Below are 24,087 nucleotides of genomic sequence, written 5' to 3' on the forward strand. Positions count from 1 at the left end.
TTTTTCGTCAAGATATAAAACTCGTAAAAAACCATTTCATTTTTTCGTTTTTTCTTTAAACCTTATAGCAGCTTATCTCGGTTAGCTTATGGAAAAATAATGAAAATACTTTTTAGTTGAATTTAGAAAATAAAACTGCTTTAATGGATTTGATAGAATTGTATGAAAGTAAAAGCATACATAATGTTTGCATATATGCCGGGGAAAAATATCAAAAGGTGGAAGTGATATGAAAGCTCAACTAATGAAGATGTTTGAAGACCTATCTGTTTTTTACATAGAAAAATTGTAAAACACTTTAAAGGAGAAAGGAAGTTTGAGCTCTTTCTTTTGAGCTGCACGCACACCTTTAATGCGTGGCTACAGCAAGAAGCGTAAGCATCATATAGAGGCTAAAAACAGCAAATAAAACAAGAACGGTATAGACTAGTCTTCTACCTGTTTTGCCTAAAAAGTAGACGTTTACTAAACTAAAATACACGCTTGCTGCGCATAAAACGAACGCAAGAAACTCTTTACACTCGTTCAATGTCATTTGAAAACCTTGATTATAGTAAATTCGGAGATCCTTACTAACGGCGAACGGCACGGTCCACCACCTGATCAAAATTCCAATAAACATAAGTATCCCTATTGTGTTTAAAGTGGACTGAAGTGTTCTCCGCTGTTTCTTTTTCATATTCACATCCGTTTGTGCGGACCTTTTGAAGTTTACTCGCATGTATTTCCCCCCATGATGTTTTTGCATACAGCAAAAAAGATCATTAGCTATACGCAGGCCTCTCCCACGGCTATTTCTTACACCACCAAAAGATGCGTAATGATCATCACGCAAGGCTTCAATGAAGTTATATTCTTTATCTATATTCACTTTATGCTGCATTTGATGCTTTCACAGCTTCTGAGCATACCAGCTTGTCTTTTTCGTTTCGTATTGAATTATATACGTACACAAAAATAAGCCCTGGCTGATAGAGCCAAGGCTTGCTTCACGTTTTGATTAAGTTATACCCTACACATTGAAGAGCTTGTTGAATATTTTTCACGACTTTTAACTGTAAGTTTCTCAAATCATGATTTTTAATTTGCTCTTTCGCAAATGTTGGCGTTACACCTGTTATAACTGCTTGTGCACCCATGAGCTGAAGTGCTGTAATCATTTTAAAGAAGAAATTCGGAAACTCTTTTTCTCTCAAAAGCAACTTCGATAAATCAATGATAAAGTAATCTATTTCATTATGAGCTGCATCGTGAAGCACATCTGTCATAATCTGATCCGCCCGCTCTTTATCAATAATACCTTGAAGAGAAAGAATCGAAACACCTTCTGTAATCGGAATAATTGGGACGCTTAAAAATCCCATCTGATATCGTGTTTCATCCAGATCGATCATGTGGGATAAGATACCTGCCATTGATTGTAAAAAATCAATGTCTTCTCCTGAAAATTCTTTTTCTTCCTTGTCCATTACACAGAGTGTTCCAAATACATTTCCTTTTAAATCTTTTAATGTGACACCTAAAAAACCTTTTACCTGCAATTGATCCGTTACTTCTAGCTGTCTTGTAACGGCATCCTTCATCAGATTTGCCGTATGCATAACGTCTCCGTCATTCATAATAATTAAGCGGCAGTATGTACCTCCGTATTCAACGCTGTATCCTTCAGGAATAATCTCTTCCTTCTCGTTATATGAGCTGAGGACCGTCATCGCTGTTTCTCCTCTTCTAGTTACGTACGTTGTACTGACATTCAGCTGTTTGGTAATAACCTCAAATAATTTTTGCGAAACAGACCGCAGTGAATAAAAATGAGGAACTTTATTTTCTCCATCAACGTTCATTTAGTTACCTCCATCGCAACTATCATTCTCTCTGCCATAAGTGCATTCTTTCATAAAGATACGCACAGCTTGGCTATAACTTTTTTGTAGTATGAGAGAGGACGGCTATATTGCCTCTTTTCTATCTTATACATGCTAGATTTGACATATGACATGATTTCACATAAGAAAAACTTCTTCCGTTCATGAAGGAAGAAGTTTTAAATTATATAAAAATCTTACACGTCCCCATCTTCCCTCTGTTCCCTCTATTAGGATATATCAAACTAAACTGCCTAATTCAATTATGGATCAAAAAGCAAACACTTATAGAAAAACAGCGAGATTGGCATTCTATGCAAGGAAAGCATAGAACACAGGGTATTAGAGCTTCTGCTTCATCCGGTTGTTCCATTCTCTTCGCAGAATTCCCATTTTGACACTATCAAAATATTCCCCGTTTACGATACGAGCTTCTCTGATTCTTGCTTCTTCTTTCATACCTATTTTTGCCGCTGTTTTGATCATTCTGATATTGCCTGACCACGTAGACATGCCGAGTCTATGCAAAGGTGTAAACTCAAATAAAAAGTTGATCCACATTCCATAAGCTTCTGTCCCATATCCTCCGCTCCAATAGTCTGAGTCGTAAATGACAATTCCAGTTTCCAGCCAGTCTGTATATTTGTCCACCCAGTAACAGCTCACTGTTCCCACAGCTTTTTCATCAATGATGACCGCAAGCATTCGGGGAACTGATGGATAAATCTCATACGCTTCTTCCCATGAATTCATATACTTTTCTTTCGTAAGCTTTCGGTCTGGTATGTAAGGAGCATTCCATTTTTTCGCTTCTTGTTTTTTCTCTTCATATTTCCAGTAATAGAGCGTATTAGCATCTTCCTGTGTCGCTTCTCTTAGCAACACTTTTTTTCCTATTAGTTTTATCATGAGAGGCATTACTCCTTGATTTATGAAATGGCTTATTAAATTCTAGAAACTTAAAGTGAATTTTAATACACATTTGTACAATCATAGCGTTGAATAATGAAGAAAAGGAGTAAATTTATAAAGAATATTATTGCTACTGCCAATCAGCAGATGAAAATGAAAAGTAACTTATCCTGCTTTGCCCGTAAAACACCGAGACAATATTATGCTCCCGGTGTTTTTTATTTTTGCTCTATTTATTATTCCCGTTTTCCATAACTGCAAAATAATTATCTTCACTGTCTGAAAAGTTAAAGACTTTTCCTGAAGGCATAGATACGATTTCTCCCACCGTTACGCCTTTAGCTGTTAAGTCTCTGTATAATTCATCCACATTCTCTGTAAAAAACATCAGTGAAGGAGTCCCAACGTTTAATTCTGGCTGCATTTTTGCTATTAGCTGTTTATTATGAAGGATAATGGTTGTTTCGGCACTCTCTACCGGTGCCAGCTCAATCCACCTCATACCTTGTTCATTATTTTGTTCAGACATAACATGAAATCCCATCTTTTCTGTCCAAAACTTTACCGCTTGATCTTGATCGTTTACATATACCATAATTTGACCGACTTTTTTAATCATTGCTTTCACTCCTTTTATATGGATAAAATAATTTCTTCCGCTACGGTATCTGCGGACTTTTCCTTTGTGTAGATCGTTTGCTTTGCCAACTTTTGATTGGATGGGTGCGTTACAAAATGTTTGTTAAGTTCAAAAACATCGTTGTCATCCGTTATTTGAAGCAATCTTTGATGCAATATTTGTATCGACTCTTCTTTGTCAGTACTCGGAAGCAGTAAAAACAGAGACTGGTAAGGTTTTAAGGTCTTTTCTACTTGCTGAAACAGCTTTATGTCTTCATAAACCGAGTGGCCGGCGCCAAAATCAATTACCGCGTGCTTGTAATCTTCTAGTATTCTTTTAACGGCATAAGCTTCAAACGGCTTCCAATAGGCGTACATGCCTTGAAATCCTTGTTTCTCTCGAATATGTTGCTGTGTTTTTTTGCTGAATCCTATCTCGTGATAGTAGGGAAATCGCATTTCATCCATTGAGCACTGAGGAATCTTTAGTTTTTTTGCTACTTTTTCACCCACCGTCGTTTTTCCCGCGCATATAGGTCCAATGAGAATAATAGGGGTTTGCATAGGCTCTCTCCTTATTTCACTTCCAATACAAATTAGCTACATTTTTTTGGCTTTCATCCATCCACCATACTGAATATGAGTAGTAGTAAGTGCCCGCTTTAGAAGGTGCTTTCATCTTATTTTTTTCAGAGATACATCCACTTCATTTTTGTTTTGTATTTGTACCATATGCCGCTCGTTAGGCTGCCTTTCATGTTTTATAACAAGCGATAGCGATTCATTTGCTTTTACTTCAATAGGCTTTTCTGTTTTTAATAATTCTGAAGGTCCTGCTGTATCCACACACGTGCTTTTCCAGCAGTATGTGCCGACTTTTGTTTCGTAAAGATGGTTGTTTGCTTCGAGATACGCTTTTGGCGGGGATTCTTCAAGAAATCCACTGCTTGAACATCCTGTAAAGCTTGCCATGAGAAGTCCAAACGCGGCTGTTTTCTATGTTCTCATCATTTCATCACCTTTTTATTATTTCTTCATGGCTCTTTCATTTCCTGTTTCTTATTTTATTCCTTCCTAAATAGCGTTATTTTATTTTCGCTACACGCTTTTTACAGAAGTGGAATATGAATAACTAACCCATCTACTAACAAAGGAGTGAACGTATGGAGGCGCCAAATTAAGATGACAAATATACCCATAATGAAGAAAGCAAAGTAAGTTTTGAAGAGCTAATTGCTGCAGGAAATTCTTTAAAAACAATCGGTCAAATTATGGAGCTGATTGGAGCTGCAAATCTCTTTTCTCTTAATGAACGACCAACTCCTGGAGACAAACAAGTCGTATCGGGAATTGTGCTTCAAACGATTGGTCAAATTATTCATACGACCGGAATTTTTCAGCAGCTAGGAGAGCCAAGTGATGAAGTGATGCTTCAGGGACAGAAAAATGAAATTGCTGGAACGTCATTAAAAACGGCAGGCTAAGGTTTGGAAACGGCAGGAGAGATTAACTTATTTAACGAAGAACAAGAAAGTACGCCTCCATCGCTTAATTTTATACCATAAAAAAAGTGCTGCTCTTGACAAGAGCAGCACTTTTTTAGACTTGCACGCTATTTGATTCTACTAATTTCCCATCTTCCATCCACACAACGCGATCGCATAAATCCAGCATTCTTTGATCATGGGTAACCATTACAGCTGACTTGCCCCTTAGCTTCACTTCATCTGCGAGCATTTGCACGACTGCTCTTCCTCGCTCTGAATCCAAGCTTGCTGTAGGCTCGTCTGCAAAGATAATTTCAGGGTTATTCATCCACGCTCTTGCAATCGCTACCCGCTGACGCTCTCCGCCGGATAGACTTTCAGGGTAGTGATGTTTTCGATGAGCAAGCCCTAGTTTTTCAAGCAAATCATCCGCTCTTTTTTTCGCTTCTTTATTTCGATTTCCTTCTAGTTCCGTTACAAGAAGAAGCTGATCGCGAACCGTTAAATACGGAATTAAATTAGCTGATTGAAAGATAAAGCCGATTTTCTTCAAGCGGATGCTGTTCATTTGCCCGGGAGACATTTTATTAATCTCGTCTCCATCAATAATTACACGTCCGCTAGACGGTGAAAGCAGCGCCCCTGCAATAGATAAAAAGGTACTTTTCCCAGAACCTGAAGGACCGACAATCGCCACAAGCTCTCCGGCTTTTACACGCAGCGATAGGTCATTTAACACGACTACAGCGTTTTCTCCTTCTCCAAACGACTTGCTAACATTCTCTAAAACTAATTTTTCTTCACTCATTAAACGGCCCTCCCAATCGCTTCAACCGCATCTACTTTTGCTACGCGATACAGCGACAATAATGAACTCAGTACAGAAACAGCTACAAACAGCGCTGAACAGCCTGCGATTAGCGATAAATCCAAGTAAAATGGCAGCGAATCGGGCAAAATGGCAGCTACTCCGTATGTCAGTCCAATACTAATAGCGAGACTACATAAAGTTAACACAACCACTTGAGATAAAATCGTCCGCGCTAAATAACTTGTTTTTGCTCCTATCGCTTTTAACACCCCAAACTGATTCATTTTTTGAAGCGTCATCACGTAGAAAAAAACGGCTAATACAAAAGCTCCAATGATAAACAGAAACGCGATCATCATTAAAAGCGAGCCTTGTTCTTCTTGATAGCCAGGAATACCCTTTAACGCTTCATCTTTACTAATCACGTCAATGTTAGACCCCTTTTTTTGAAGAGCATGCGCTTTTTTATCGTTCATGTTTAACACCACTGCATTAAAGGCACCTGTGCTTTCAATTGTCTTCCACTCTGTAAGATTAATATGAATAACAGGCGCGTGACTAAACGACTGATTTTTTGTAAAACCAACAATTGTAAAGCTTTTTCCTGAAGCCGTATCTTTTATCGTATCACCTAGCTTTACTCCTTCTTCTTTTAGCGAAGAGTCCGCCACGGCTTCATGTTTCGCATCGTCCGTAATCATCTTCCCTTCTATTACGTTCGGAGCTAAAAAGCCGCTTGTGCTTATGGCAAAAAACGAGGCGTCTATTTTTTTCTGTTTTCCTTCATTTATAACGGCTGTCATCATCACACCAAGCGGCTCAGCATTTTTCTTGCCGCTTAGTTGTTGAATATCTTCTGTTTTGTTTGCGGATAAAACAGAGCGCGTCAGGCGCTGATCCGCTTCTTTTTGAAGCACAACGTAATTTCCTTTCATTTCTTGAACAGCTGAAGCATTGTCAGAGGAAAGCCCCTTTGCTAAGCCTGATACAAAAAGCACAAGCCATACAATTAACACCATAATCACGCCAATGAGTAAGTAGCGCAGCTTCGCATGTTTCAATTCACGTAAAGCCAAAAACATCTTTCTTTCATCTCCTTTTTTAATTCTATTTAAAGTATAAAAATAAAAAATGAATGGAAGATGAACGGCTCATTACATTTTCGGAAGATAAACGTGAAAGGTGCTGCCTTTTCCTTTTTCACTTTCAACGTGAATGGAACCTCCGTGCATTTCGACAATTTGCTTCACAATCGCTAAACCAAGACCGCTGCTTCCTTCCGTCCGGCTTCTTGCTTTATCTTCTTTATAAAAACGATTAAAAATATGCGGGAGGCTTTCTTTTGACATGCCGATTCCCGTATCTTGAAATTCAACGTGGCAATGCGTGTCTTCCATCTGCACGCGAAGAGACAGCGTCCCTCCTTCTTCCGTAAACTTTACGCTGTTTGTAATCAAGTTTGTCCACACTTGATGAAGCAGTTTTTGATCGCCTGAAATCATCGTTGAAGGAAGATCCATTTCAATAGCTAACTCTTTTTCACGCCAGCTCCACTCTGTCATAAACAGCACTTGCTTGATTTGAGCTGCAACATCAAACGGGATTTTGTCGATATTCTGACTTTCTTTATCAAGTGAAGCAAGCGTAAGCAGTTGTTTGCTGAGCGACGACATGCGCCGGCTTTCTTCTTCAATAATAGACAGATACTCATTTCTTTGTTCATCAGAAAGATGTGCAGAACGGAGCGTTTTCGAAAACCCTTGAATGGATGCCAGCGGAGACTGAATTTCATGCGACACGTTGGATACAAATTCTTGGCGCATCTCTTCAAGCTGCTCTAAACTTTTAGCCATCTCGGAAAAGTGTGAAGCAAGCGCGCCGATTTCGTCTCGGCGCTTTACGTACAGCTCGACGTTGTATTTTCCTTTTGCCACTTGTTTTGTCGCTTCCGTTAGCTTGACAATTGGTTTTACTAAATAACGCGTACTAATAAGTACAAATAAAATACTTAATATAATCATCACCAGTAAAATAACCGAGAAAAAAATGCGCATTTCCCCGAACTGCAGCTGAATATCAGGGCGGATAAACAGCGCTTGCTGCTTATTACTTTCTCCTTTTAACGGCACGCCGATGGTATTGGCTAACTCATTATCAAAAAATCCCGTCACAAACACCTGTGAAGGAAAGTTTGCAATTCCGTGATACATTTTTCCGTCCAGTACTTGTTTGACAGCACTCTTTTCTAAGCGCTGATTTCTAAATTCCCGTCCGTAAAACGTCTCATGTCCGCTGCTGTCCACCACATATATTTGATAGCCTAATTTACTAATATGCTGTAAATAAGCTTGTTGATCCACGCCCCTATTGCTTTCGTAAAAGCTCGCAATGTCTTTTGCCATACGCGTAAGCTTTTGATCGTTATAAGGTTTTAAGCTGTACTGATAATAAACGTTTGCTAAAATAAACGCTAGGAGACTGCTAAATACCATTACAGCGATGGTCGTCAGGACAATCCGCAAATAGAGCGTCTTCATTTTGCCTTCACCTCAAGCTTATAGCCGACTCCTCGAACCGTCGTAATGACAAAATCATCGGTATGTTCAAACCTTTCGCGCAGCCTTTTTACGTGTACATCGATTGTGCGGTTATCTCCGTTAAAATCCGCTCCCCATATCAGATGAATTAATTCTTCTCTTGTGAAAATTCTTCCTGGATAGCTCGCAAGCTGAGCTAATAATTCAAATTCTTTCATTGGAAGAATTAACAGTCGCCCGCTGCAGTGCACTTCATAGCTTTTTCGGTCGATAGAGGTGTTGTTCAGCACGATCATTTTTTCATTTACCACTTCGTACCGGCGAAGCAGGGCTTTGATTCGGAAAATCAATTCTTTTGGTTCAAACGGTTTTGTCACATAGTCATCTGTTCCTGCTAAAAAGCCTTTTTCTTTGTCTTCCAGCTGATCTTTTGCCGTTAATAAAATAATGGGAAAATCATAATAGCTGCGTATTTCTTCGCAAACTTCATACCCGTCTTTATGAGGCATCATAATATCGACAACCGCTAAATGAATGTGCTGCTTAGCAAGCAGACCCGAAGCTTCCTCACCGTCTTCTGCTTCATGCACCACATAGCCTTCAAGCTGCAAATAGTGACGAACTAATTGCCGCATATGCTCATCGTCATCCGCCAGTAAAATGTGAATCATTTCTTCTGCCACTCCTTTTATCAACCATTTAAAATGGCGGCCTTTTGGCCGCCATTATTTATTCTTTCAGTATCTATCTGTTTACTAGTGTAACCAAACGCCGTGGTCCTATTGCGTTTTTATTAGGATAAGAACTTATTGTGAACAGCAGATGAACAGCTTGTTACAAAATCCATTCACCGCGCGCAATCATCTCTACTTTTCCGCCTACTTGAATGTGAAATTTCTCTCCGTCATAACTAGCTTTTACATACAGCAGTGAAGGTCTTCCTATTTCGTATCCTTGTTCTATACGTATATCAATAGCTGGTTGATTAAAATAGCCGCATTTAACTAAATATGCTGCTAAACAGCCGTTGGCGCTGCCGGTTGCCGCATCTTCTGGAACACCGTAGTAGTCGGCAAAATCTCGTACGTTTAAGTGATGATCTTGGTGATAGGTTTCCGGTGAAAATACCATAATTGCTTTTGCTTCCGTGTCTTCTATCAGTTTGAAATATTTTTCTTTGTCCACGTTTATCTCTTTAGCTGCTTCTAATGATGTTAACGGGACAAGGATAACCGGCAGACCGGTGGATACTTCTTGAACAGGAAAACGCGTGTCGATATAAGCTTTATCAAGGTTTAACACGTCCGCCACTCGCTTTTTATCAAGCACTTTCCCAAACGTCGGCTGACCTTGTGTCATCCACAGCACATCTTTTGGTTCATCGTATGTAACGGGCGTAGGACCTGCTTTATAATGAAGAATAAGCTCCTCTGTATCTTTTTCTTCTAGTTCTTCTCGGATAACATAAGCGGTTCCGAGCGTCGGATGTCCTGCAAATGGCACTTCTTCATTAGGCGTAAAAATTCGCACGTTATATTCCCCTTTTGCAGAAGAAGACGTAATAAACGTCGTTTCAGAGAAATTAATTTCTTTAGCTATTTGCTGCATCTCTTTGTCTGAAAGGTTTCCTGCGTCTTTAAAAACTGCGAGCTGATTTCCCGTATATTTTCTCTGTGCAAATACATCAACAATGGAATACTGAATACTTTTCATTTATGTGTTCCTTTCTAAAGCAAATTTTCATGTGTAAAATAGGTCATTACGTTTTTCTTTAAAGCCTCATATTGCTCCTTATTCGTATCCATAAACGCTTCTTCCCGACTGGATAAAATGTCTGCATAATGGAGAGGCTCGCGAAATTGTTCTTGTGTAAAATCACAGCGCTGTCCATCAAGCTGATTATAGAAATGCCAGCCTTCTTTACACGGAGTTTTTAAAATATATCCTCCTTTTAGATCTTGAACGACAAGGGCCGTTACGCCGCACTGTCCCTTAGAAGGATTATCAGCCGTCCACTTCGTGCTTGAATGAATTGACCACGATTGGTGCAGGGCTTTCTTTAAATGATTCATGCTCAAGCAGCTCCTTTTTCTTCAAATCTACCATATTATTCTTTTTTATGAAACTTCTTGTTGAAAAACCCATAGCACAAATATTCTTACTTTAAAAATAATTTAAGGAAGAATAGAAAAATAATAGAAATAATGTATAATAATAGAGTCATTTTAGATGATAGATTATAACCAACGAAAGGTGTTTTAAATGGAAGAACAAGCAGTAAATGAACTCGTTTCTTTTGAAGAAGAGCATAAAGTAGTTCGAACGAATACGTCGTATTATGATTTAAAATGGGGAAAAACAGCCAATCCAGCTAAAAACAACACGTGGAACTGGGCAGCCTTTTTTCTGGCAAGCGCTTGGTTTGCATACCGAAAAATGTATAAGCACTTTTTTATTTTATCGCTTATTGAAGTAATTTGGTTTTCCCTTTTGTGCTTTGTAGACATACCAGAGTGGTCCGATGCAATTGTGTTCGGCGGCGCTTCACTTATTACAGGGCTATGTGCAAACCGCTGGTATTATAAGCATGTTAAAAACGTGTTAGCTCGAGCCGAAGCTCAGCCGGAGCAGCGGAAAGAAGCTTATCTGCAAATAAAAGGCGGCACTCACATCGGAATTGCTATTGGTTTAAGCATCTTGGTGCTTGTAATTACTTTTGGAGTCGGAGCGGGATTATCATTTTTACCAACAAAAACAAATATTAAAGATGTAGTTCGCTACGGCGACGAAGCAATTACGCTTGAAACGTACAACGATCATCCAAAATGGAACTATATTAAAAAAGAAGGCCGTCATCATGTTGTACAATTTACCGGCTACGATTATACAGAAAAAGAGCATGTACGCATTGTGTTTAACGTTTATTTGGATAAACAAATTTACGAATGGGACAAAATTTACATCAACGGCAAAAAGTTAAATAAAAAAGATGCGGAAGACTATGAATATTGGATTGAAGACAGTTCAGCATATTAAAAAGGTCAGCAAAAAAGAAAGGATGAGTGCTTGCTCTCCTTTCTTTTTTGTTTTATCTTAAAGCGTCAAAGGCAGCTTCACCGTCACTACCGTCCCGTTCTCATCACTTTCAATCGCAAGCTTACCGTTATGCTCGTTGATGATCGTTTTACAAATAGAAAGCCCTAGCCCCATGCCTGTTCCATCTTTTGTTGAGAAAAATGGATTTCCTACTTTATTAATAATGGATAGCGGAATGCCAGAGCCGGTATCTTGAATGTCAATAAGAGCCCAACCTTCCCATTCTTTGATAATAAGATTTACTTCGCCGCGTTTCTTTTTCTCCATTGCTTCAATGGCGTTTTTCAAAAGATTCATAAACACTTGTCTCATTTGAGCAGGATCGATTGATACAAGCGGAATGGCTCCTTCTATTCTTACGTTCATTTCGACATTATACAGCGCAGCTTCACTTTTCAAGAAAGCAACGGTATCATGAATAACTTCTACAATCGATACGATTTCTTTTTTAGGCGCTGTTGGCTGCGTAACAAGCAAGAAGTTGTTAATGAGTTCATTCATACGATCCAGTTCATCAAGAACAATTTTTTGAAAAGGCTCTGCCTGTTCATTTTCATTAAATAGAAATTGGATAAAGCCGCGCACCGACTGCATCGGGTTTCGAATCTCATGCGCTAACCCTGCTGCTAGCTGCCCTACGAGCGCCAGTTTATCAAGCTGCAGAATTTTCTCTTCAATTTTCGGCAAAACAGCCGCTTGATTTTTATAAATAATATGAGACAAAATACCAGCCAGCCGGTTTAACCCTTGAATTTCACTTTCGCTAAACTGATAAGGATCCGGATCGACCGCGCATAAGGTACCAAACATTCTCCCGTCTTCTAGCACGATAGGTGTTCCTAAATAAGAACCTACCCGAGCACCATCAATGATGGCTAAATTAGACGTTCTAACATCGCGTATTGTATTGGGAATAACAAGGGGTTCATCACACGTGACTAAGTTGCATACCGCAAGCTCTAACGGCAGCGTCAGTCCATCCTCTACAAGGCTGCCCCCTTCTTTATTAAAGGCTTTCATAACTGAAAATTGTTCGTCGAAAATCCCTACAAACAGCGTCCTGCTTCCGACTACTTCGCTAGCCATCTGCAATACATCCCAAACGGCTTTTTCATTGATGTTCCTCTCTTCCATTACCTTAGTCACCTACTATTTAAATATAGACTGTTCTATTCTCTTATTCTCATTATAAATTTTAAATGTAAAAACGTATATCAAAATTTTAAGAACTCGTTTATTTCTTCTATTTCATCATTAGGGTTAAGGATAGCCAAGACTTGATGGTCTTCCCATATGCCATTAATATTTACATTTTTTCTAGCAATTCCTTCCCTATGAAACCCTGCTTTTTCGAGTACGCGCTGAGAAGGCAAATTACGTGGCATGACGCCGGCTTCAATGCGGTGAAGATGCAGCTCTTCAAACGCATAGCCAACAAGTACTTTTACAGCTTCTGTTGCGTACCCTTTTCCATTATGATGCTGATCTAGAAAATAGCCGATAAACGCGCTTTGTAAAGATCCGCGCAGCACTTGAAAAAGACTAATGGTGCCAATCAACTTATTATTCTCTTTGTGAAAAAGACCAAAATAGTATTCTTCATCGTTTTTCCTATTCTCTTCATGACGCTGAATTTTTTCTACTTGGCTTTCCAACGTATAAAAAGAATGCTCTCGAATCATAGAAAACTGTTCAAAAAAGCCGCGATTGTCCTTTTGTAACCGAAGGCTGTCATGCGCATCGCTGACAGTTAACGGGCGTAAATAAATAGAGTGACCCTCTATCATACTATGTCTCTCCTCTACTTCAAGAAATATATGTAAAAAAAAGAAGGCTTTTTTAAAAACCTTCCATTTTCTCACATATTAAACTTTTCTCGTTTGAATGTAAAGTTCTAAATCACTGCTTTTCTTCGTTGTAATATGTTCTGCTATGATTTTAGCTAGCACCATATTATACACCGTTCCGTTATCTCCATATCCGCTTAGAAAGTAACAGTTAGGCATTTCGTCATATATTCCGATAAGGGGAAGCCCGTCATGAGTGCCTCCGTAATAAGCGCTTATGTAATAATCAGCTTCAACTTGAAGATGAGGAAAAAGCTTATTGAACTCTTTTAAAAGTTTGTCTCTTTTATGAACGAGTTTGGCATCACGTTCTTGCGGCACAATCGTGTTTTCATCAAGACCGCCTATAATGACCCGATTATCGGAAGTTGTTCTCATGTAAATATACGGTCGAGCGGTTTCCCAAATTAAATTTTGATTTTTCCATCCTGTAAAATCCTTTACAGGAGTCGTAACGATAGCATAGGAACTTGTGAGTACAGCTTTTTTCTCTCTCTTAAATTCTTGATTTTCATAGCCTCCTGCCATAATGACATATTTAGCCTTGATTTGTGATTTATTTTTAGTGAAAAATACAGCTTCATCTTTTTCTAACTTTTGACCGACAATTTCTGTTTCTTCAAACATCCGAACCCCATGCTGTTTTCCATACTCTAACAGACCGAGTGTAAAGCTGTAAGGGTTCAGCTCTGCATCATTTTTAATAAGCATTGCCATTCGTTTTTTAAATCCATAGTCTTTTTCAATTTGGTCTTCTGATAAGATTTCAGCTTCAAATCCATGCTTTTGCATATAAAAATAGTCTTTATTTATCTTCGTGATATCTTCTTCATAACTTGCATAATACAAGCTGTCTCTTCTTATAAATTCTGCATTAATCGGAAGCTTTTTAGCTGCTTCCTCAATATCTGTAATAGCCTGTTCGCACAGCTTATAATGACGGACTGTTTTTTCTTCTCCAAACGTGTTGACTAATTCGTAAAACAATTTATCTCCTAAATATTGAATAAGAGAGGTATTTACAATTGTACTTCCATGCCCTGCTTTACGTTTATCAACAACCACAACATCAAGTCCCTGCTCACATAAATAGTAAGCACATTGTGCACCTGAACTTCCTCCTCCAATAATAAGAACATCGCACTCAATATCTTCCTCTAGAGATGGGTATACAGGCGGCTTCGCTACAGTTGTCTGCCAATAAGGGTTTCCAGATAATAAATCCATGCAAACGCCTCCTTTCTTCTCTGTATTATGCCCAATATAAGCTAATTTTTGCATGCAGCAGGATGAAAGTATGTGGGTTAAGCTTTTCGAGAGTAGTAAGCAGGTTATTAACGTAGAGGTCAAGTGATTAAAGAAGCCATTCATTAAACTAATCTTCTATACAATAGAATTAATCATGACTCTTAATACCATGAGCATATAAAGTGGACGACTAAAGTATTGATAAACATCATGTTGTGATCTTCTGCTTTAGACACAGACCTCCAGTAAGTGCGTAAATATATAACTTCTTCACTACATAAAAAACTCCACGCAAAAGCCACCTGGAAAATCACCAGATGGTTTTTTATATTAAGTGGGGTGCACGCTCTGATTAACTGCGGATGGATATAAAGCCTTACGTTCCAAAACAGACTTCTTTATAGAAAAGAATGATGTAAAAAATACTTCTTCTGAGATTTTTCTTTTACTTGCGTTTAACAGCCGCAGCCAAAGCCGTAGCCGCCGTAACCGCCATACGGATAACCACCGTAACCGTAGCCGTAGCCACCATAGCCGTATGGTGATAACAGTGAGCCTGCTACTAGCCCTCCTGCTAATCCTCCTAAAAATGGACCCCCAAAGCCAAAGCCGAATGGTCTGCCAAAGCCAAACGGGCGTCCGAAACCAAACGGTCTGCCAATAAACCTTTCATCTGCGTGTTGAAGTTGATGATGATCTTGAGAATACATAGTAGGTAAAAAATGCATTTCTGAATTCATAAGAGAAACCTCCGTTTTTTTGTTTTTGCTTTCACTCATGAATATGCATTTACCTATTCGCTGTCTTAGGCAAATATCTTGGTTATGCTGAAAATAAGGGAAAAGAATTACGAAAAAAAGCAAATTACTAGATTTATATGAAAATGAGCTTGATTTCTCTTTAGTACCTAATACATACAAAAAGAAGCGGATCCTGACTTAGAATGGTATACGGAAAGTACTAACGTGTTTATTTCATAGTAAAAAATAAGAAGCCGAAGAAAAAATTCTTCGGCTTCTTTTTCATTATGTACGCAGGCTAAGGAGGAAGTGGTATTAGCCTGCTTCGTTATAACATGGGGGCTCATATATGAGATCTTGGGATGATTCATCCTATGTAGAAAGTGAAAAAAAGTACCGTGTCCATCCTATTTTCTTATCTTTTTTTATTTTCATTGAAATCATTGGATATTTTTGGAGCACTTTTGCATTTCAGGCATATGTTAAAAATGTACTCAGAACTTGGAGGTGAAATATATGGGCTTCTATGGTGGCTGTGGTTATGGCGGTTACGGTTACGGCGGCGGCTGCGGGTTTGGCAGTGGCTTTGCTTTAATCATCGTATTATTCATTTTATTAATCATCATCGGCTGTGCTTGCTGGGGAGGATTTGGCGGTTGCTAATCATTAGAAATAATGATGAACAGCTTCATTTCCACTAATTTTTTTACCAAAAGCTAGCTTTCCACTTTATTATGAAAAAGCAGTGTCCACATAATGGGCACTGTTTTTAAATGTGCTTATGAACCGGATAATAATAAGACTAACGTAAAAAAATGGATTTTTTAATCTGCCGTTTCTTGTCTACTTCTTCCCATCATCTTATTTTTCTTGTTCATAGTTCCTTTTCTTCTACATATTAATAGAAGATAAAAAGATTAATTAAAAAGAGAGTCACTCCGCAACTCTCTTCCTGCTCTATGTAGATGCTAAACATTAAACAAACGTTTTTTTCAAGACAACGCGCTGATCATTTACAGTATAGCCGTTTCTTTCATAAAACGCCTGTGCAGCTCCTCCAGTCGCCGTCAAGAGATACAAGCTGTTGATATTGTGTCTTTGAAGTTCATTCTCAAACCGGCTTAAGATAGCTGAACCATATCCTTTTCCTTGCACGCTTGCGCTGACGCAAAGCTCGGCCACGTAAAAGGTCATACCGCTGTATGATTTTTTCGCGTGACCTGCAATCATTCCAATCAAATCTCCTTGGTCATAAAATAAATAACCTATAAATTTAGGTGTGTTCAGTAAATCAGTCAGCCTTTCTCTAGCTGATTTCTCTGTCCAAGGCTCATTCCAAGGTTTTTTTGTAAATACATTCATATACAAGTTAATGCACTGCTGCATATTCTCTCCAGTGAGAGGTACTACTTTTTCGATCATTTTTATGCTTCCTTTTTTGTTTAGTTTGAAGGCTTGTTAACAATTCGCTCGTACATTTCCGGCAGGTGCTTAATTTTATAATCAATCGTCTCAAGCTTGTGATGGATTTCTTCGATTTCTTTTTGTACCGCTTTTTTATGATCCATCAGCATTTGCAGACTTTTATCAAGCACGGCATTTTCAAGCGTACAGTTTTCAATAAGCGTCCGAATGTCCTTGATTTGCATACCTGTGCTTTTTAAGCAGCAAATTAAATCAATCCATTCAATATCTTGTTCTTTAAAAATACGATTCCCTGACGCTGTACGATCTAAAAATGGAAAAAGCCCTTCTTTATCATAATAGCGAATGGTATAAATTGTCACGTTCAATTTCTTTGCAACTTGTGAAATGGTATACGTCATACTGCTTCCTCCTACACCTTAAACTTCTCAGAAAAACATGATGAGTTTGTCTTGACCTCTAGTTATCTCGAGGGTTTATTCTTTTATAGTCTTCTTCATTGAGCTCTTTATGCTGCAGATTTTTTGTACAAGCAGCAAGCAACATATATTTAAACCTGAAAGGATGAATACGATGAATACTGCTCGCATGATGCTTACCATTGTAATTGGCGGTTTTATTGCCTTTTTGTTAGGTCTTGGCGTCACAAAAATAATTGAGCTACTGCTAAATCTTTTTCTAGCTTAACCAGTAGTTACTTATCGTAAAACGCAGGTAACTCCGTTCCATATCCGAACGGAGTTACCTGCTTTATTTTAAGAACTGCAGCGCTTAAGGCACCATGTTGCCAGCGGCTTTATAAATATCGTACCACTCTTCGCGCGTTAACTTGATTTCTGAACCTTTACTTGCATCTTTCATACGCTGAATATTTGTAGTACCAAGCACTACTTGAATATTTGCAGGATGAGTTGTGATCCACGCAACGGCAATCGCTGTATTCGTCACGCTATATTTACTTGCGATACGATCAATCACTTCGTTTAGCTTTCCAAATTTCTCTTTATCGCCTAGGAAAGGTCCTTCGAAAAATCCGTTTTGGAATGGCGACCACGCTTGAAGCGTTATATCATTTAAACGGCAATATTCAAGCACGCTGCTGTCGCGGTTCACAGCTTGGTCGATGCCCATATTTAAAGAAATACCAGAGTCAATGATTGGCGTATGTGCGATGCTGAACTGCACTTGGTTTACGACAAGCTTTTGGCCGATGTATTTTTCAAGCAGCTGAATTTGCGCTGGGTTGTGGTTCGACACACCAAAGTGACGTACCTTTCCGCTGCTTTGAAGCTCATTAAACGCTTCTGCTACTTCTTCAGGATCCATTAGCGGATCTGGGCGATGAAGTAATAAAAGATCTAAGTAATCTGTTTTCAAACGCTCTAAGCTGCCGTTAACAGAGTCTATAATATGCTTCTTTGAAAAGTCATAGTAATTTTTCACTGAGTTAATGCCGCATTTACTTTGAATCACCATTTTCTCACGAAGACTTGAATTCATTTGTATAGCGTTTGCAAAATACTCTTCGCATTGTCCTACATAATCAGGACCGTAAATATCAGCATGGTCAAAAAAGTTAATTTCTTCTTCCATCGCTGTGCGGATTAGCTTCTCTGCTTCTTGTAAAGAAAGCTCTGTTAAACGCATATTTCCCATAATTAAATTTGATACGTGTAAGTCAGTATTAGCAATTGTATGATACTTCATATAAAGCCCCTCCTTGAAATGATACTACTACAAGATAAACCATAGAGTTAACTCTAGGTCAAGCAGAAAGAATAAAAGATTTTATAAGCAACGACGGTAAAACACCCTATCTTTTTTGGTAAAAAGATGAAATACTAGGTTGTGGTGTGATAAAAGTCACTGCCGCTGTGCATTTCATTTAGTAGTATATGTTACGTTGTTTTCTTCCTTTTTATCGAAGCTTATTTCATAGCAATACATTAATCTATCAGGCAAAGGAGCTTATCAATCACTATGCAGAAAACGAAAGCAAAACGATTTGAAATACAGTATTCCGTTCTAAAAGATGAAGCCAAAATCAAAGGAACTTTTGTGATAGAATCTGCTAAAAACCGAGATGACGCATCAAGACTTGCTAAATTAAATGTCTCTACAAAAGAAAGAGTGTTTATTCAATATGTAAAGATTTTAAAAGTCAAACGAGTTTCTACAGATTCGGCGGCAAAGTGACATTTTTTTGCTTCTTCTTTTAGCAAGCCCCCATTTATGCTGAAAGTGTCGTCTCAGAAGATGTTTGTTTCGTTCGTGTGAGTAATAGAACTAATCCAATAATAAAAGCTGTGCCAATCCATTGATAAAAACCAAAAGGCTCTTTCAGCCAAACAACGGTTGTAATAACAGCGGCTAAAGGCTCTAAACTTCCAAGCAAACTCGTTTCTTTAGGTAAAAGACTTTGCAGGCTTTCTACATAAAACCAAAAAGCAAGCATCGTGCCAAAAATAATGACAAATAAAATATATCCGCAGGTTATTGGTGATAAGCTTGACGCTTCCCAAGGAGGATGAATAAAGCTCATTACGCTTCCCCCAATTACCATTGACCAGCCAACGATGACAAGCGAACTGTACTTTTTAATCAGCGGCACCGCATACAGCGTATAAAAAGCAGCCGCTACGCCTGACAGCACTCCCCAAACAACGGCAGATACAGGAACAGACAGCTGAGAAATAGAGCCGTTTGTTAATAAAAAAAAGCAGCCCCCCAGTGCCAGCAAAACAGTGATGACGTCTTGTCGCGTAAATATAGACTGCTTGCGCAAAAGCAAATAGATGATAATCATCACCGGTGATAAATACTGCAGCAGCGTAGCTACTGCTGCATTTCCATGCTTAATAGAAGCCATATACGTATACTGAACGGCAAGCATACCAACTATGGCAAAAACGACGAGCTGAAAAGCTGACTTTCGGTTCTTCCATACTCCAAGTATGTGAGAACGATTACTTTTTATACATGAAATCATTAGCAGCAAAAAACCCGCAATGAGCAGCCGTACTGAAACAAGCCAGTCTACACTGATTTCAAATTCTTGAAAAAGCTTTTGAGCAACCGTTCCTCCCATCCCCCAACATATAGCTCCAGTTGTTACAAAGAAGAACCCTTTTTTTCTGCTGAGATCGTTCATCTTTCATCCCTCACTTTTATTATAAGAATAGTGTTATAATAAGTGAAAAACGGGGCGGAAAATACGCATATTGCATTAAAAAATATAAATATATTGAGGTGACCATGTATGCCAGCAGCCCATTTTAAAATTGATGAAAACTTAAAAGAGCTAACGACCCATCGCACCGTTGAGCTACCAGTAGCATGTTATCAAACGACGATCGGCGATCACATAAACGGCTACATCCCTCTTCACTGGCATGATGAGCTTCAATTTGTATTCGTTATAAAAGGTGATGCGTCTTTTCAAATAAATGAAAAAACCGTGACTGTAAAACAAGGCTACGGACTGTTTATTAACAGCGGATGTCTTCATATGACTGAAGATATAAACAAATCCGGCTGCGTGTACATTTGTTTAAATGTTTCTCCTCATTTTCTTGTGCCGCAAGAGCTTTTTACAAATTACGTTTATCCCTACATTCATGCAACGAATCTATCACATCTATTCATCAGTCCAAAGCAAGCCTGGGGAAATAACGTGTTAGAGTCTATACATAAGATACACACATGGATTCATAAGCAGCCACACCACTATGAAATAGAGATTGCCTCTGAACTCAGCATACTGTGGAAAAATTTAATTTTTAACGGGTTGCAGCTGAAATACAATGAAAAAGAAATGATCAAAAATCAGCGGATGAAGCAAATGCTCAATTGGATTCATTTGCACTTTGCTGAAAAGATTACGCTCGATGATATTGCCAAAGCCGGACAATTGAGCCGTTCTGAATGCTGTCGATATTTTAAGAAAATGTTAAAAAAATCGCCTTTGACCTATGTATTAAACTATCGAATTCAGCAAAGCTTAGTTATGCTGCAGCAAGCAGAAGCAAATGTGACGGAAGTCGCCTATCAAGTAGGGTTTAATAGTACAAGCTATTTTATTAATCAGTTTCGAAAAGAAATGAAGATGACTCCGCTCATGTATCGAAAAAAGAAGCTGCACATCTCATCACATCACTAAAAAACGGCGGGGCAATCACCCCGCCGTTTTTTATGAACTCTTTTTACTCGTTGATTTTGCATCAGAAATCTTTCCTAAGAAAAACCCGTCTACTTCTGCTATTTTCCCTCTCCAAAAGATCTTGCCTTTAGAAGGAGTAGATTTACTGTCTCCACAGTAAATCTTTGTATTTTTCAAATGAATAAAATGGGCTTCTGCTTCTCCGTTTGATTCGCTCGCTTCGCTTGCTAAAGAGAATTGTTCGCTTAGCGCCTGAGCCACTTCACTGCCTTCTTCAAACGTTTCGCTTAAGTAATCAAAGTATTCTTTTGCTGAAATCATGGTACCGGAAATCACAGCGCCGTTTACATTTAATGAAATATCAAGTGAAAAGCCGTGTTTATTAGAAGCTTTCACAAAGTATTCAAGCGTATTGTCTTTAGTTGAAAAAGAAGGGCCTGTACTCATGTCTTTCTTTCCTCCTTTACGTCTTAGGCTGTTGTATCGTCTTCACTAGAAAGAGATGTTGCTTCATCATCTTCTTCGTCCGTGTTTTTCTTTGCTTTTGTATTTTTTGATTTTTTAGCTGTTGACTTTTTTGGTTTCGCTTCCTTTTTTTCTTCTTCGCTTTCATCTTCGTCTTCTTCTTCTGTTTTTACTTTTTTATTTTTTTTGTTTGAGCGAGAATCTTCCTCTTCTTCCTCGCTGTCTTCGTCACTTTCACTTTCTTCTTCCTCTTCTTGCTCAGCTTCTTTTTTATCCTTTTTACGTGGCTTAGATGTTTCTTCTTCGTTTTCATCGTCCTGCTCGTTTTCATTGTTTTCATCGTTCTCATCGTTCTCTTCTTCGTCGGAATCTGTATCTTCCGCTTCTTCGTCTTGATTTTTATTGAGGCTAAGCTCAACAAGCATGTTCATTTTTTCTTCAAGCTGTGATAAGCGATCTTGAAGAGTTTGATTTTCTTCTTTTAACTCGTCGTACTCTTGAACGTTATCGTCTTCTGTTTCGCTACTAGAAGAATTTACGTTTTCTTCATCATCTTTTGATTTATCTTTATCTTTTTTAAACAAGCTTCCCGCAGATGTTTTCAGGCTGGCCACGCTGCTTTTTGATTTTTCTTTTACCTTTGTTCCTAAATCAGATGCTTTGCTTTTTAATTCGTCTGTATCAATGCGGTCAAGGAGACTTTTTCGATTTTCAGGAGTCGATACATATCCAATCGTTGCACCGATGATGCCTCCTGCTACCGCTCGTTTGATTGGCCCGCTGCTTGTTGTTTTGCTTGCTTTTGAACCGTTCTTTTCTTTTGAACCGTTTTCCGCATTTTTATTTTCCTTGTTTTCTGCCTGTGTGTTATCTAATTTTGTTTCAGTTGCCATTGTAAATCCCTCCATTTTTTAAGTAGCGTACAGTTTTTAACGTTTCGTTTCTATTTTTTCTTCAAGCGTTTTTAACCGCTCATGCAGCATTTTATTTTCTTCTTCGAGCGCTTTGTTATTGGCTCCTTTTGAACTGAGATACGGATCATTTTCCCACCAGTCCATGCCGATTTCTTTTGCCTTATCAACCGAAGCCACAATCAAGCGGATCTTTATCGTTAATAGCTCGACATCTGCAATTCCTACGGTGATGTCCCCCGCTATAACGACTCCTTTATCCAAAATCTTTTCGAGCACATCTACAATCGTACTTGACTGCATATTATGTTCGACTGCCATACTGTTCCTCCTACTGACCGCTTAAAGCAGGCTGCCTAGCGGTCCAAGATCAATATTTAAATCTTCTGCATCCAGACCGAACACCTCTTTCAACTCGTCCATTTTTTCTTCTAAGTTCATTAGTGCAATTCCTAAGTTTTCAATTTGTTCGTCCGTCAACGTTCCACCCTCCACCCGCCTCATGGCATGACGTTCAACGATTTGCCTCAATAGCTCAATAACTGTCATCACAAGCTGCGCTAAGCCTTGTTCAGCTTGATCAGGATCCAAGTGGATTCGTCCATTTGCTTGGCTGACCGGTTGCATCCATTAATTCCTCCTTTTGTTTATCAAATTGTTCAGAAGTGATTGGTTTGCGATTTCCTTCTTTTGCTTGCACAAGCGTTTCAACCGAAGAAATAAGCACCCGCAAATCCAAATACACTAAATCGACGCCAGCTATGGAAATGATTAAGTCTCCTTTAATGGCGACTCCTTTATCTAAAATGACATCTAAAATATCAATAAGAGCAATATCTTTATTCTCCATGGATTGTTTAAGAGACATAATGTTAATTCCTCACTTTACGCAAAGCTCGAGAAATGATAGGGCGGCCATGGTCCCGTCACTTCAAACTTCCAGCCTTTATTTTCAAGCCTTTGCTGAAGCTCTTCTATTTCGTTTATGAACTTAGTAATCTGCAGAGACGGGAGAAGAAACACGCTGTTCCACGCCATCTGTTCAGCTGCGCCAGTTACGTCTTTGCTCCAATTCTTTTTAACAGAGTCATAAAGCGATAATTCTTTTAGCTTGTCATGTATCTCTTCACACACTTTGTTTTTGTGAAGTTCTAATTCTTTTTCAATCAGTTGATCTATTTTTTTCTTTTCAAAAAACTGTCTTCCTGGTGATAAGTGACTAATTTCTTGTTTTTTCGCTTTCACGCTTTCATTCGTTTCGCTGATCCCTTTTTTAAGCTCCGTATCATCACAGTAAATTTTCACGTTCCACTCTTCATTTCCTTGAAGCAACGTCAGTGAATTCTCTATCTTTTCTTTGTTAATCTCAATAGCTGCCTGCAGACTTTCTTCACCTTTATAAATGGTACAAAATTTTAATGGAATGATCGTAAATTCTTCGTACAAAGCGGCTACCGTCTCGTGATGATGAAATGCTTTTTCCTGCAGCCAGCTCATATCCTGCTCCATTTTTTCTTGAATCACTTTTTCTGAATAGGTGTCAGCATCCAGCTTAGAAACTACAGCCGTCACCTGATCAAACGCAATTGGGTACAGTGAATGTTCTCCGTCAAACCCCTTATAAGATGGAAACGGCTCTATGGCTGCTGCTTCTTTTGTTGGAATTAAACCGTATAAATACAGTAATTCTCCCATCTAGGATTCCTCATTTCTTTTTTGTGTTAGCTCTTCCCATTGTTCAATTTCTCTGCGTTTCGCAATTTCGTACCTCATTAACAATTCATCTTCTTTTTCTTGAAACGCTTCTTCCGGAATTTCACCAAGCTCAAACATCATTTGAAGCTGAATGAGTTTTTGCTGAATCGTCGGAAGGTCATATAGCTGTTTATCAGCTTCTTCCTGTACTTTTTCGCCGATTTTCACTACAAGGTTAATGGGTGCGGTTACTAATTTGTGAAGCACG

Annotated in this window: 32 protein-coding genes; 5 read left to right on the top strand and 27 right to left on the bottom strand. The window is 38.6% G+C overall.

Going from position 1 to position 24,087, the window contains the following annotated elements:
• Positions 1-349: 349 nt before the first annotated feature.
• The 6 genes from MKY06_RS16640 to MKY06_RS16665 all read right to left on the bottom strand — a co-directional run bounded on the left by MKY06_RS16640 (position 350) and on the right by MKY06_RS16665 (position 4,370).
• Positions 350-721, bottom strand: a complete 372-nt coding sequence (locus MKY06_RS16640) for a hypothetical protein (protein WP_041816705.1) — start codon at positions 719-721, stop codon at positions 350-352.
• A gap of 268 nt (positions 722-989) precedes the next feature.
• The gene (locus MKY06_RS16645; RefSeq protein WP_013057961.1) at positions 990-1,844 is read right to left on the bottom strand and encodes a GAF domain-containing protein; all 855 of its coding nucleotides are present in this window, start codon (positions 1,842-1,844) and stop codon (positions 990-992) included.
• A 363-nt stretch (positions 1,845-2,207) separates the two neighbouring features.
• On the bottom strand, positions 2,208-2,774 hold the full coding sequence (locus MKY06_RS16650; protein ID WP_098277675.1) for a GNAT family N-acetyltransferase: 567 nt from the start codon (positions 2,772-2,774) through the stop codon (positions 2,208-2,210).
• A gap of 232 nt (positions 2,775-3,006) precedes the next feature.
• Positions 3,007-3,396, bottom strand: coding sequence for a VOC family protein (locus MKY06_RS16655; protein WP_013057963.1), 390 nt, complete (start codon positions 3,394-3,396; stop codon positions 3,007-3,009).
• Positions 3,397-3,410: 14 nt separating this feature from the next.
• Complete coding sequence (locus MKY06_RS16660; RefSeq protein WP_098322228.1) at positions 3,411-3,962, bottom strand: shikimate kinase; 552 nt, start codon at positions 3,960-3,962, stop codon at positions 3,411-3,413.
• 111 nt (positions 3,963-4,073) lie between these two features.
• Complete coding sequence (locus MKY06_RS16665) at positions 4,074-4,370, bottom strand: hypothetical protein (protein ID WP_255293830.1); 297 nt, start codon at positions 4,368-4,370, stop codon at positions 4,074-4,076.
• Positions 4,371-4,669: 299 nt separating this feature from the next.
• On the opposite strand from MKY06_RS16665, the gene MKY06_RS16670 reads away from it, so the two are divergent.
• Positions 4,670-4,882, top strand: coding sequence for a hypothetical protein (locus tag MKY06_RS16670; protein WP_064471868.1), 213 nt, complete (start codon positions 4,670-4,672; stop codon positions 4,880-4,882).
• 115 nt (positions 4,883-4,997) lie between these two features.
• Here the strand turns inward: MKY06_RS16670 and MKY06_RS16675 are convergent, their stop codons facing one another.
• The 6 genes from MKY06_RS16675 to MKY06_RS16700 all read right to left on the bottom strand — a co-directional run bounded on the left by MKY06_RS16675 (position 4,998) and on the right by MKY06_RS16700 (position 10,305).
• Positions 4,998-5,693 (bottom strand): ABC transporter ATP-binding protein, encoded by a 696-nt coding sequence (locus tag MKY06_RS16675; RefSeq protein WP_057273564.1) that lies wholly within the window; start codon positions 5,691-5,693, stop codon positions 4,998-5,000.
• Entirely contained in the window at positions 5,693-6,778 is a 1,086-nt protein-coding gene (locus MKY06_RS16680) for an ABC transporter permease (protein WP_098277677.1), read from the bottom strand. The genes MKY06_RS16675 and MKY06_RS16680 overlap by 1 nt, the downstream gene beginning before the upstream one ends.
• A gap of 72 nt (positions 6,779-6,850) precedes the next feature.
• Positions 6,851-8,233, bottom strand: a complete 1,383-nt coding sequence (locus tag MKY06_RS16685; RefSeq protein ID WP_013057969.1) for a sensor histidine kinase — start codon at positions 8,231-8,233, stop codon at positions 6,851-6,853.
• Positions 8,230-8,904 carry a response regulator transcription factor gene (locus MKY06_RS16690; RefSeq protein ID WP_029322953.1) on the bottom strand — a complete coding sequence of 225 codons (675 nt, stop codon included), beginning with the start codon at positions 8,902-8,904 and terminating at the stop codon, positions 8,230-8,232. The genes MKY06_RS16685 and MKY06_RS16690 overlap by 4 nt, the downstream gene beginning before the upstream one ends.
• 163 nt (positions 8,905-9,067) lie before the next feature.
• Positions 9,068-9,946: a PhzF family phenazine biosynthesis protein gene (locus MKY06_RS16695; RefSeq protein WP_029322955.1), complete on the bottom strand. Its 879-nt coding sequence runs from the start codon at positions 9,944-9,946 to the stop codon at positions 9,068-9,070.
• Between the two features lie 14 nt (positions 9,947-9,960).
• Positions 9,961-10,305 carry a YunG family protein gene (locus MKY06_RS16700; protein ID WP_098277678.1) on the bottom strand — a complete coding sequence of 115 codons (345 nt, stop codon included), beginning with the start codon at positions 10,303-10,305 and terminating at the stop codon, positions 9,961-9,963.
• Between the two features lie 190 nt (positions 10,306-10,495).
• Here MKY06_RS16700 and MKY06_RS16705 point away from each other — a divergent pair, with 190 nt between their 5' ends.
• Complete coding sequence (locus MKY06_RS16705) at positions 10,496-11,269, top strand: DUF2628 domain-containing protein (RefSeq protein ID WP_098277679.1); 774 nt, start codon at positions 10,496-10,498, stop codon at positions 11,267-11,269.
• 57 nt (positions 11,270-11,326) lie between these two features.
• Here MKY06_RS16705 and MKY06_RS16710 read toward each other — a convergent pair whose 3' ends face one another.
• The 4 genes from MKY06_RS16710 to MKY06_RS16725 all read right to left on the bottom strand — a co-directional run bounded on the left by MKY06_RS16710 (position 11,327) and on the right by MKY06_RS16725 (position 15,164).
• On the bottom strand, positions 11,327-12,463 hold the full coding sequence (locus MKY06_RS16710) for a GAF domain-containing sensor histidine kinase (RefSeq protein WP_029322963.1): 1,137 nt from the start codon (positions 12,461-12,463) through the stop codon (positions 11,327-11,329).
• Between the two features lie 80 nt (positions 12,464-12,543).
• Positions 12,544-13,116 carry a GNAT family N-acetyltransferase gene (locus tag MKY06_RS16715; protein ID WP_029322965.1) on the bottom strand — a complete coding sequence of 191 codons (573 nt, stop codon included), beginning with the start codon at positions 13,114-13,116 and terminating at the stop codon, positions 12,544-12,546.
• 78 nt (positions 13,117-13,194) lie between these two features.
• Positions 13,195-14,403 (bottom strand): NAD(P)/FAD-dependent oxidoreductase, encoded by a 1,209-nt coding sequence (locus tag MKY06_RS16720; RefSeq protein WP_289916110.1) that lies wholly within the window; start codon positions 14,401-14,403, stop codon positions 13,195-13,197.
• Positions 14,404-14,879: 476 nt separating this feature from the next.
• Entirely contained in the window at positions 14,880-15,164 is a 285-nt protein-coding gene (locus MKY06_RS16725) for a hypothetical protein (protein ID WP_097812306.1), read from the bottom strand.
• Between the two features lie 516 nt (positions 15,165-15,680).
• On the opposite strand from MKY06_RS16725, the gene MKY06_RS16730 reads away from it, so the two are divergent.
• Positions 15,681-15,827, top strand: a complete 147-nt coding sequence (locus MKY06_RS16730) for a YjcZ family sporulation protein (protein WP_013057978.1) — start codon at positions 15,681-15,683, stop codon at positions 15,825-15,827.
• 312 nt (positions 15,828-16,139) lie between these two features.
• Here the strand turns inward: MKY06_RS16730 and MKY06_RS16735 are convergent, their stop codons facing one another.
• The 3 genes from MKY06_RS16735 to MKY06_RS16745 form a co-directional block, all read right to left on the bottom strand.
• On the bottom strand, positions 16,140-16,586 hold the full coding sequence (locus MKY06_RS16735) for a GNAT family N-acetyltransferase (protein ID WP_289916115.1): 447 nt from the start codon (positions 16,584-16,586) through the stop codon (positions 16,140-16,142).
• A 20-nt stretch (positions 16,587-16,606) separates the two neighbouring features.
• Positions 16,607-16,990, bottom strand: a complete 384-nt coding sequence (locus MKY06_RS16740; protein ID WP_025751010.1) for a MerR family transcriptional regulator — start codon at positions 16,988-16,990, stop codon at positions 16,607-16,609.
• Between the two features lie 370 nt (positions 16,991-17,360).
• On the bottom strand, positions 17,361-18,296 hold the full coding sequence (locus tag MKY06_RS16745) for an aldo/keto reductase (protein ID WP_029322975.1): 936 nt from the start codon (positions 18,294-18,296) through the stop codon (positions 17,361-17,363).
• A 273-nt stretch (positions 18,297-18,569) separates the two neighbouring features.
• Here MKY06_RS16745 and MKY06_RS16750 point away from each other — a divergent pair, with 273 nt between their 5' ends.
• A complete protein-coding gene (locus tag MKY06_RS16750; protein WP_013057984.1) occupies positions 18,570-18,785 on the top strand; it encodes a hypothetical protein in 216 nt (71 codons plus the stop codon).
• A gap of 34 nt (positions 18,786-18,819) precedes the next feature.
• On the opposite strand, the gene MKY06_RS16755 is transcribed toward MKY06_RS16750, so the two are convergent.
• Complete coding sequence (locus tag MKY06_RS16755; RefSeq protein WP_098277681.1) at positions 18,820-19,740, bottom strand: EamA family transporter; 921 nt, start codon at positions 19,738-19,740, stop codon at positions 18,820-18,822.
• A gap of 108 nt (positions 19,741-19,848) precedes the next feature.
• Between MKY06_RS16755 and MKY06_RS16760 the strand changes: the two genes are divergently transcribed.
• Positions 19,849-20,748 carry an AraC family transcriptional regulator gene (locus MKY06_RS16760; RefSeq protein ID WP_289916125.1) on the top strand — a complete coding sequence of 300 codons (900 nt, stop codon included), beginning with the start codon at positions 19,849-19,851 and terminating at the stop codon, positions 20,746-20,748.
• A gap of 30 nt (positions 20,749-20,778) precedes the next feature.
• On the opposite strand, the gene gvpU is transcribed toward MKY06_RS16760, so the two are convergent.
• From gvpU to MKY06_RS16795, 7 genes are read right to left on the bottom strand one after another with little or no spacing between them, the layout of a single operon-like run.
• Positions 20,779-21,195 (bottom strand): gas vesicle accessory protein GvpU, encoded by a 417-nt coding sequence (gene gvpU / locus MKY06_RS16765; protein ID WP_013057987.1) that lies wholly within the window; start codon positions 21,193-21,195, stop codon positions 20,779-20,781.
• A 23-nt stretch (positions 21,196-21,218) separates the two neighbouring features.
• Positions 21,219-22,106 (bottom strand): YtxH domain-containing protein, encoded by an 888-nt coding sequence (gene gvpT, locus MKY06_RS16770; RefSeq protein WP_098314668.1) that lies wholly within the window; start codon positions 22,104-22,106, stop codon positions 21,219-21,221.
• Between the two features lie 36 nt (positions 22,107-22,142).
• Positions 22,143-22,445 carry a gas vesicle protein gene (gvpJ, locus tag MKY06_RS16775; protein WP_013057989.1) on the bottom strand — a complete coding sequence of 101 codons (303 nt, stop codon included), beginning with the start codon at positions 22,443-22,445 and terminating at the stop codon, positions 22,143-22,145.
• Positions 22,446-22,466: 21 nt separating this feature from the next.
• Complete coding sequence (locus MKY06_RS16780) at positions 22,467-22,751, bottom strand: gas vesicle protein K (RefSeq protein WP_013057990.1); 285 nt, start codon at positions 22,749-22,751, stop codon at positions 22,467-22,469.
• Positions 22,705-22,992 (bottom strand): gas vesicle protein, encoded by a 288-nt coding sequence (locus tag MKY06_RS16785; protein WP_013057991.1) that lies wholly within the window; start codon positions 22,990-22,992, stop codon positions 22,705-22,707. Before MKY06_RS16785 ends, MKY06_RS16780 begins: the two co-directional genes overlap by 47 nt.
• Before the next feature lie 17 nt (positions 22,993-23,009).
• Positions 23,010-23,819: a GvpL/GvpF family gas vesicle protein gene (locus MKY06_RS16790; RefSeq protein WP_013057992.1), complete on the bottom strand. Its 810-nt coding sequence runs from the start codon at positions 23,817-23,819 to the stop codon at positions 23,010-23,012.
• A complete protein-coding gene (locus MKY06_RS16795; protein WP_013057993.1) occupies positions 23,820-24,086 on the bottom strand; it encodes a gas vesicle protein GvpG in 267 nt (88 codons plus the stop codon).
• Position 24,087 lies beyond the last annotated feature (1 nt).

This window comes from Priestia sp. FSL P4-0332 (genome assembly GCF_038005845.1).
In the GTDB taxonomy this organism is placed as follows: domain Bacteria; phylum Bacillota; class Bacilli; order Bacillales; family Bacillaceae_H; genus Priestia.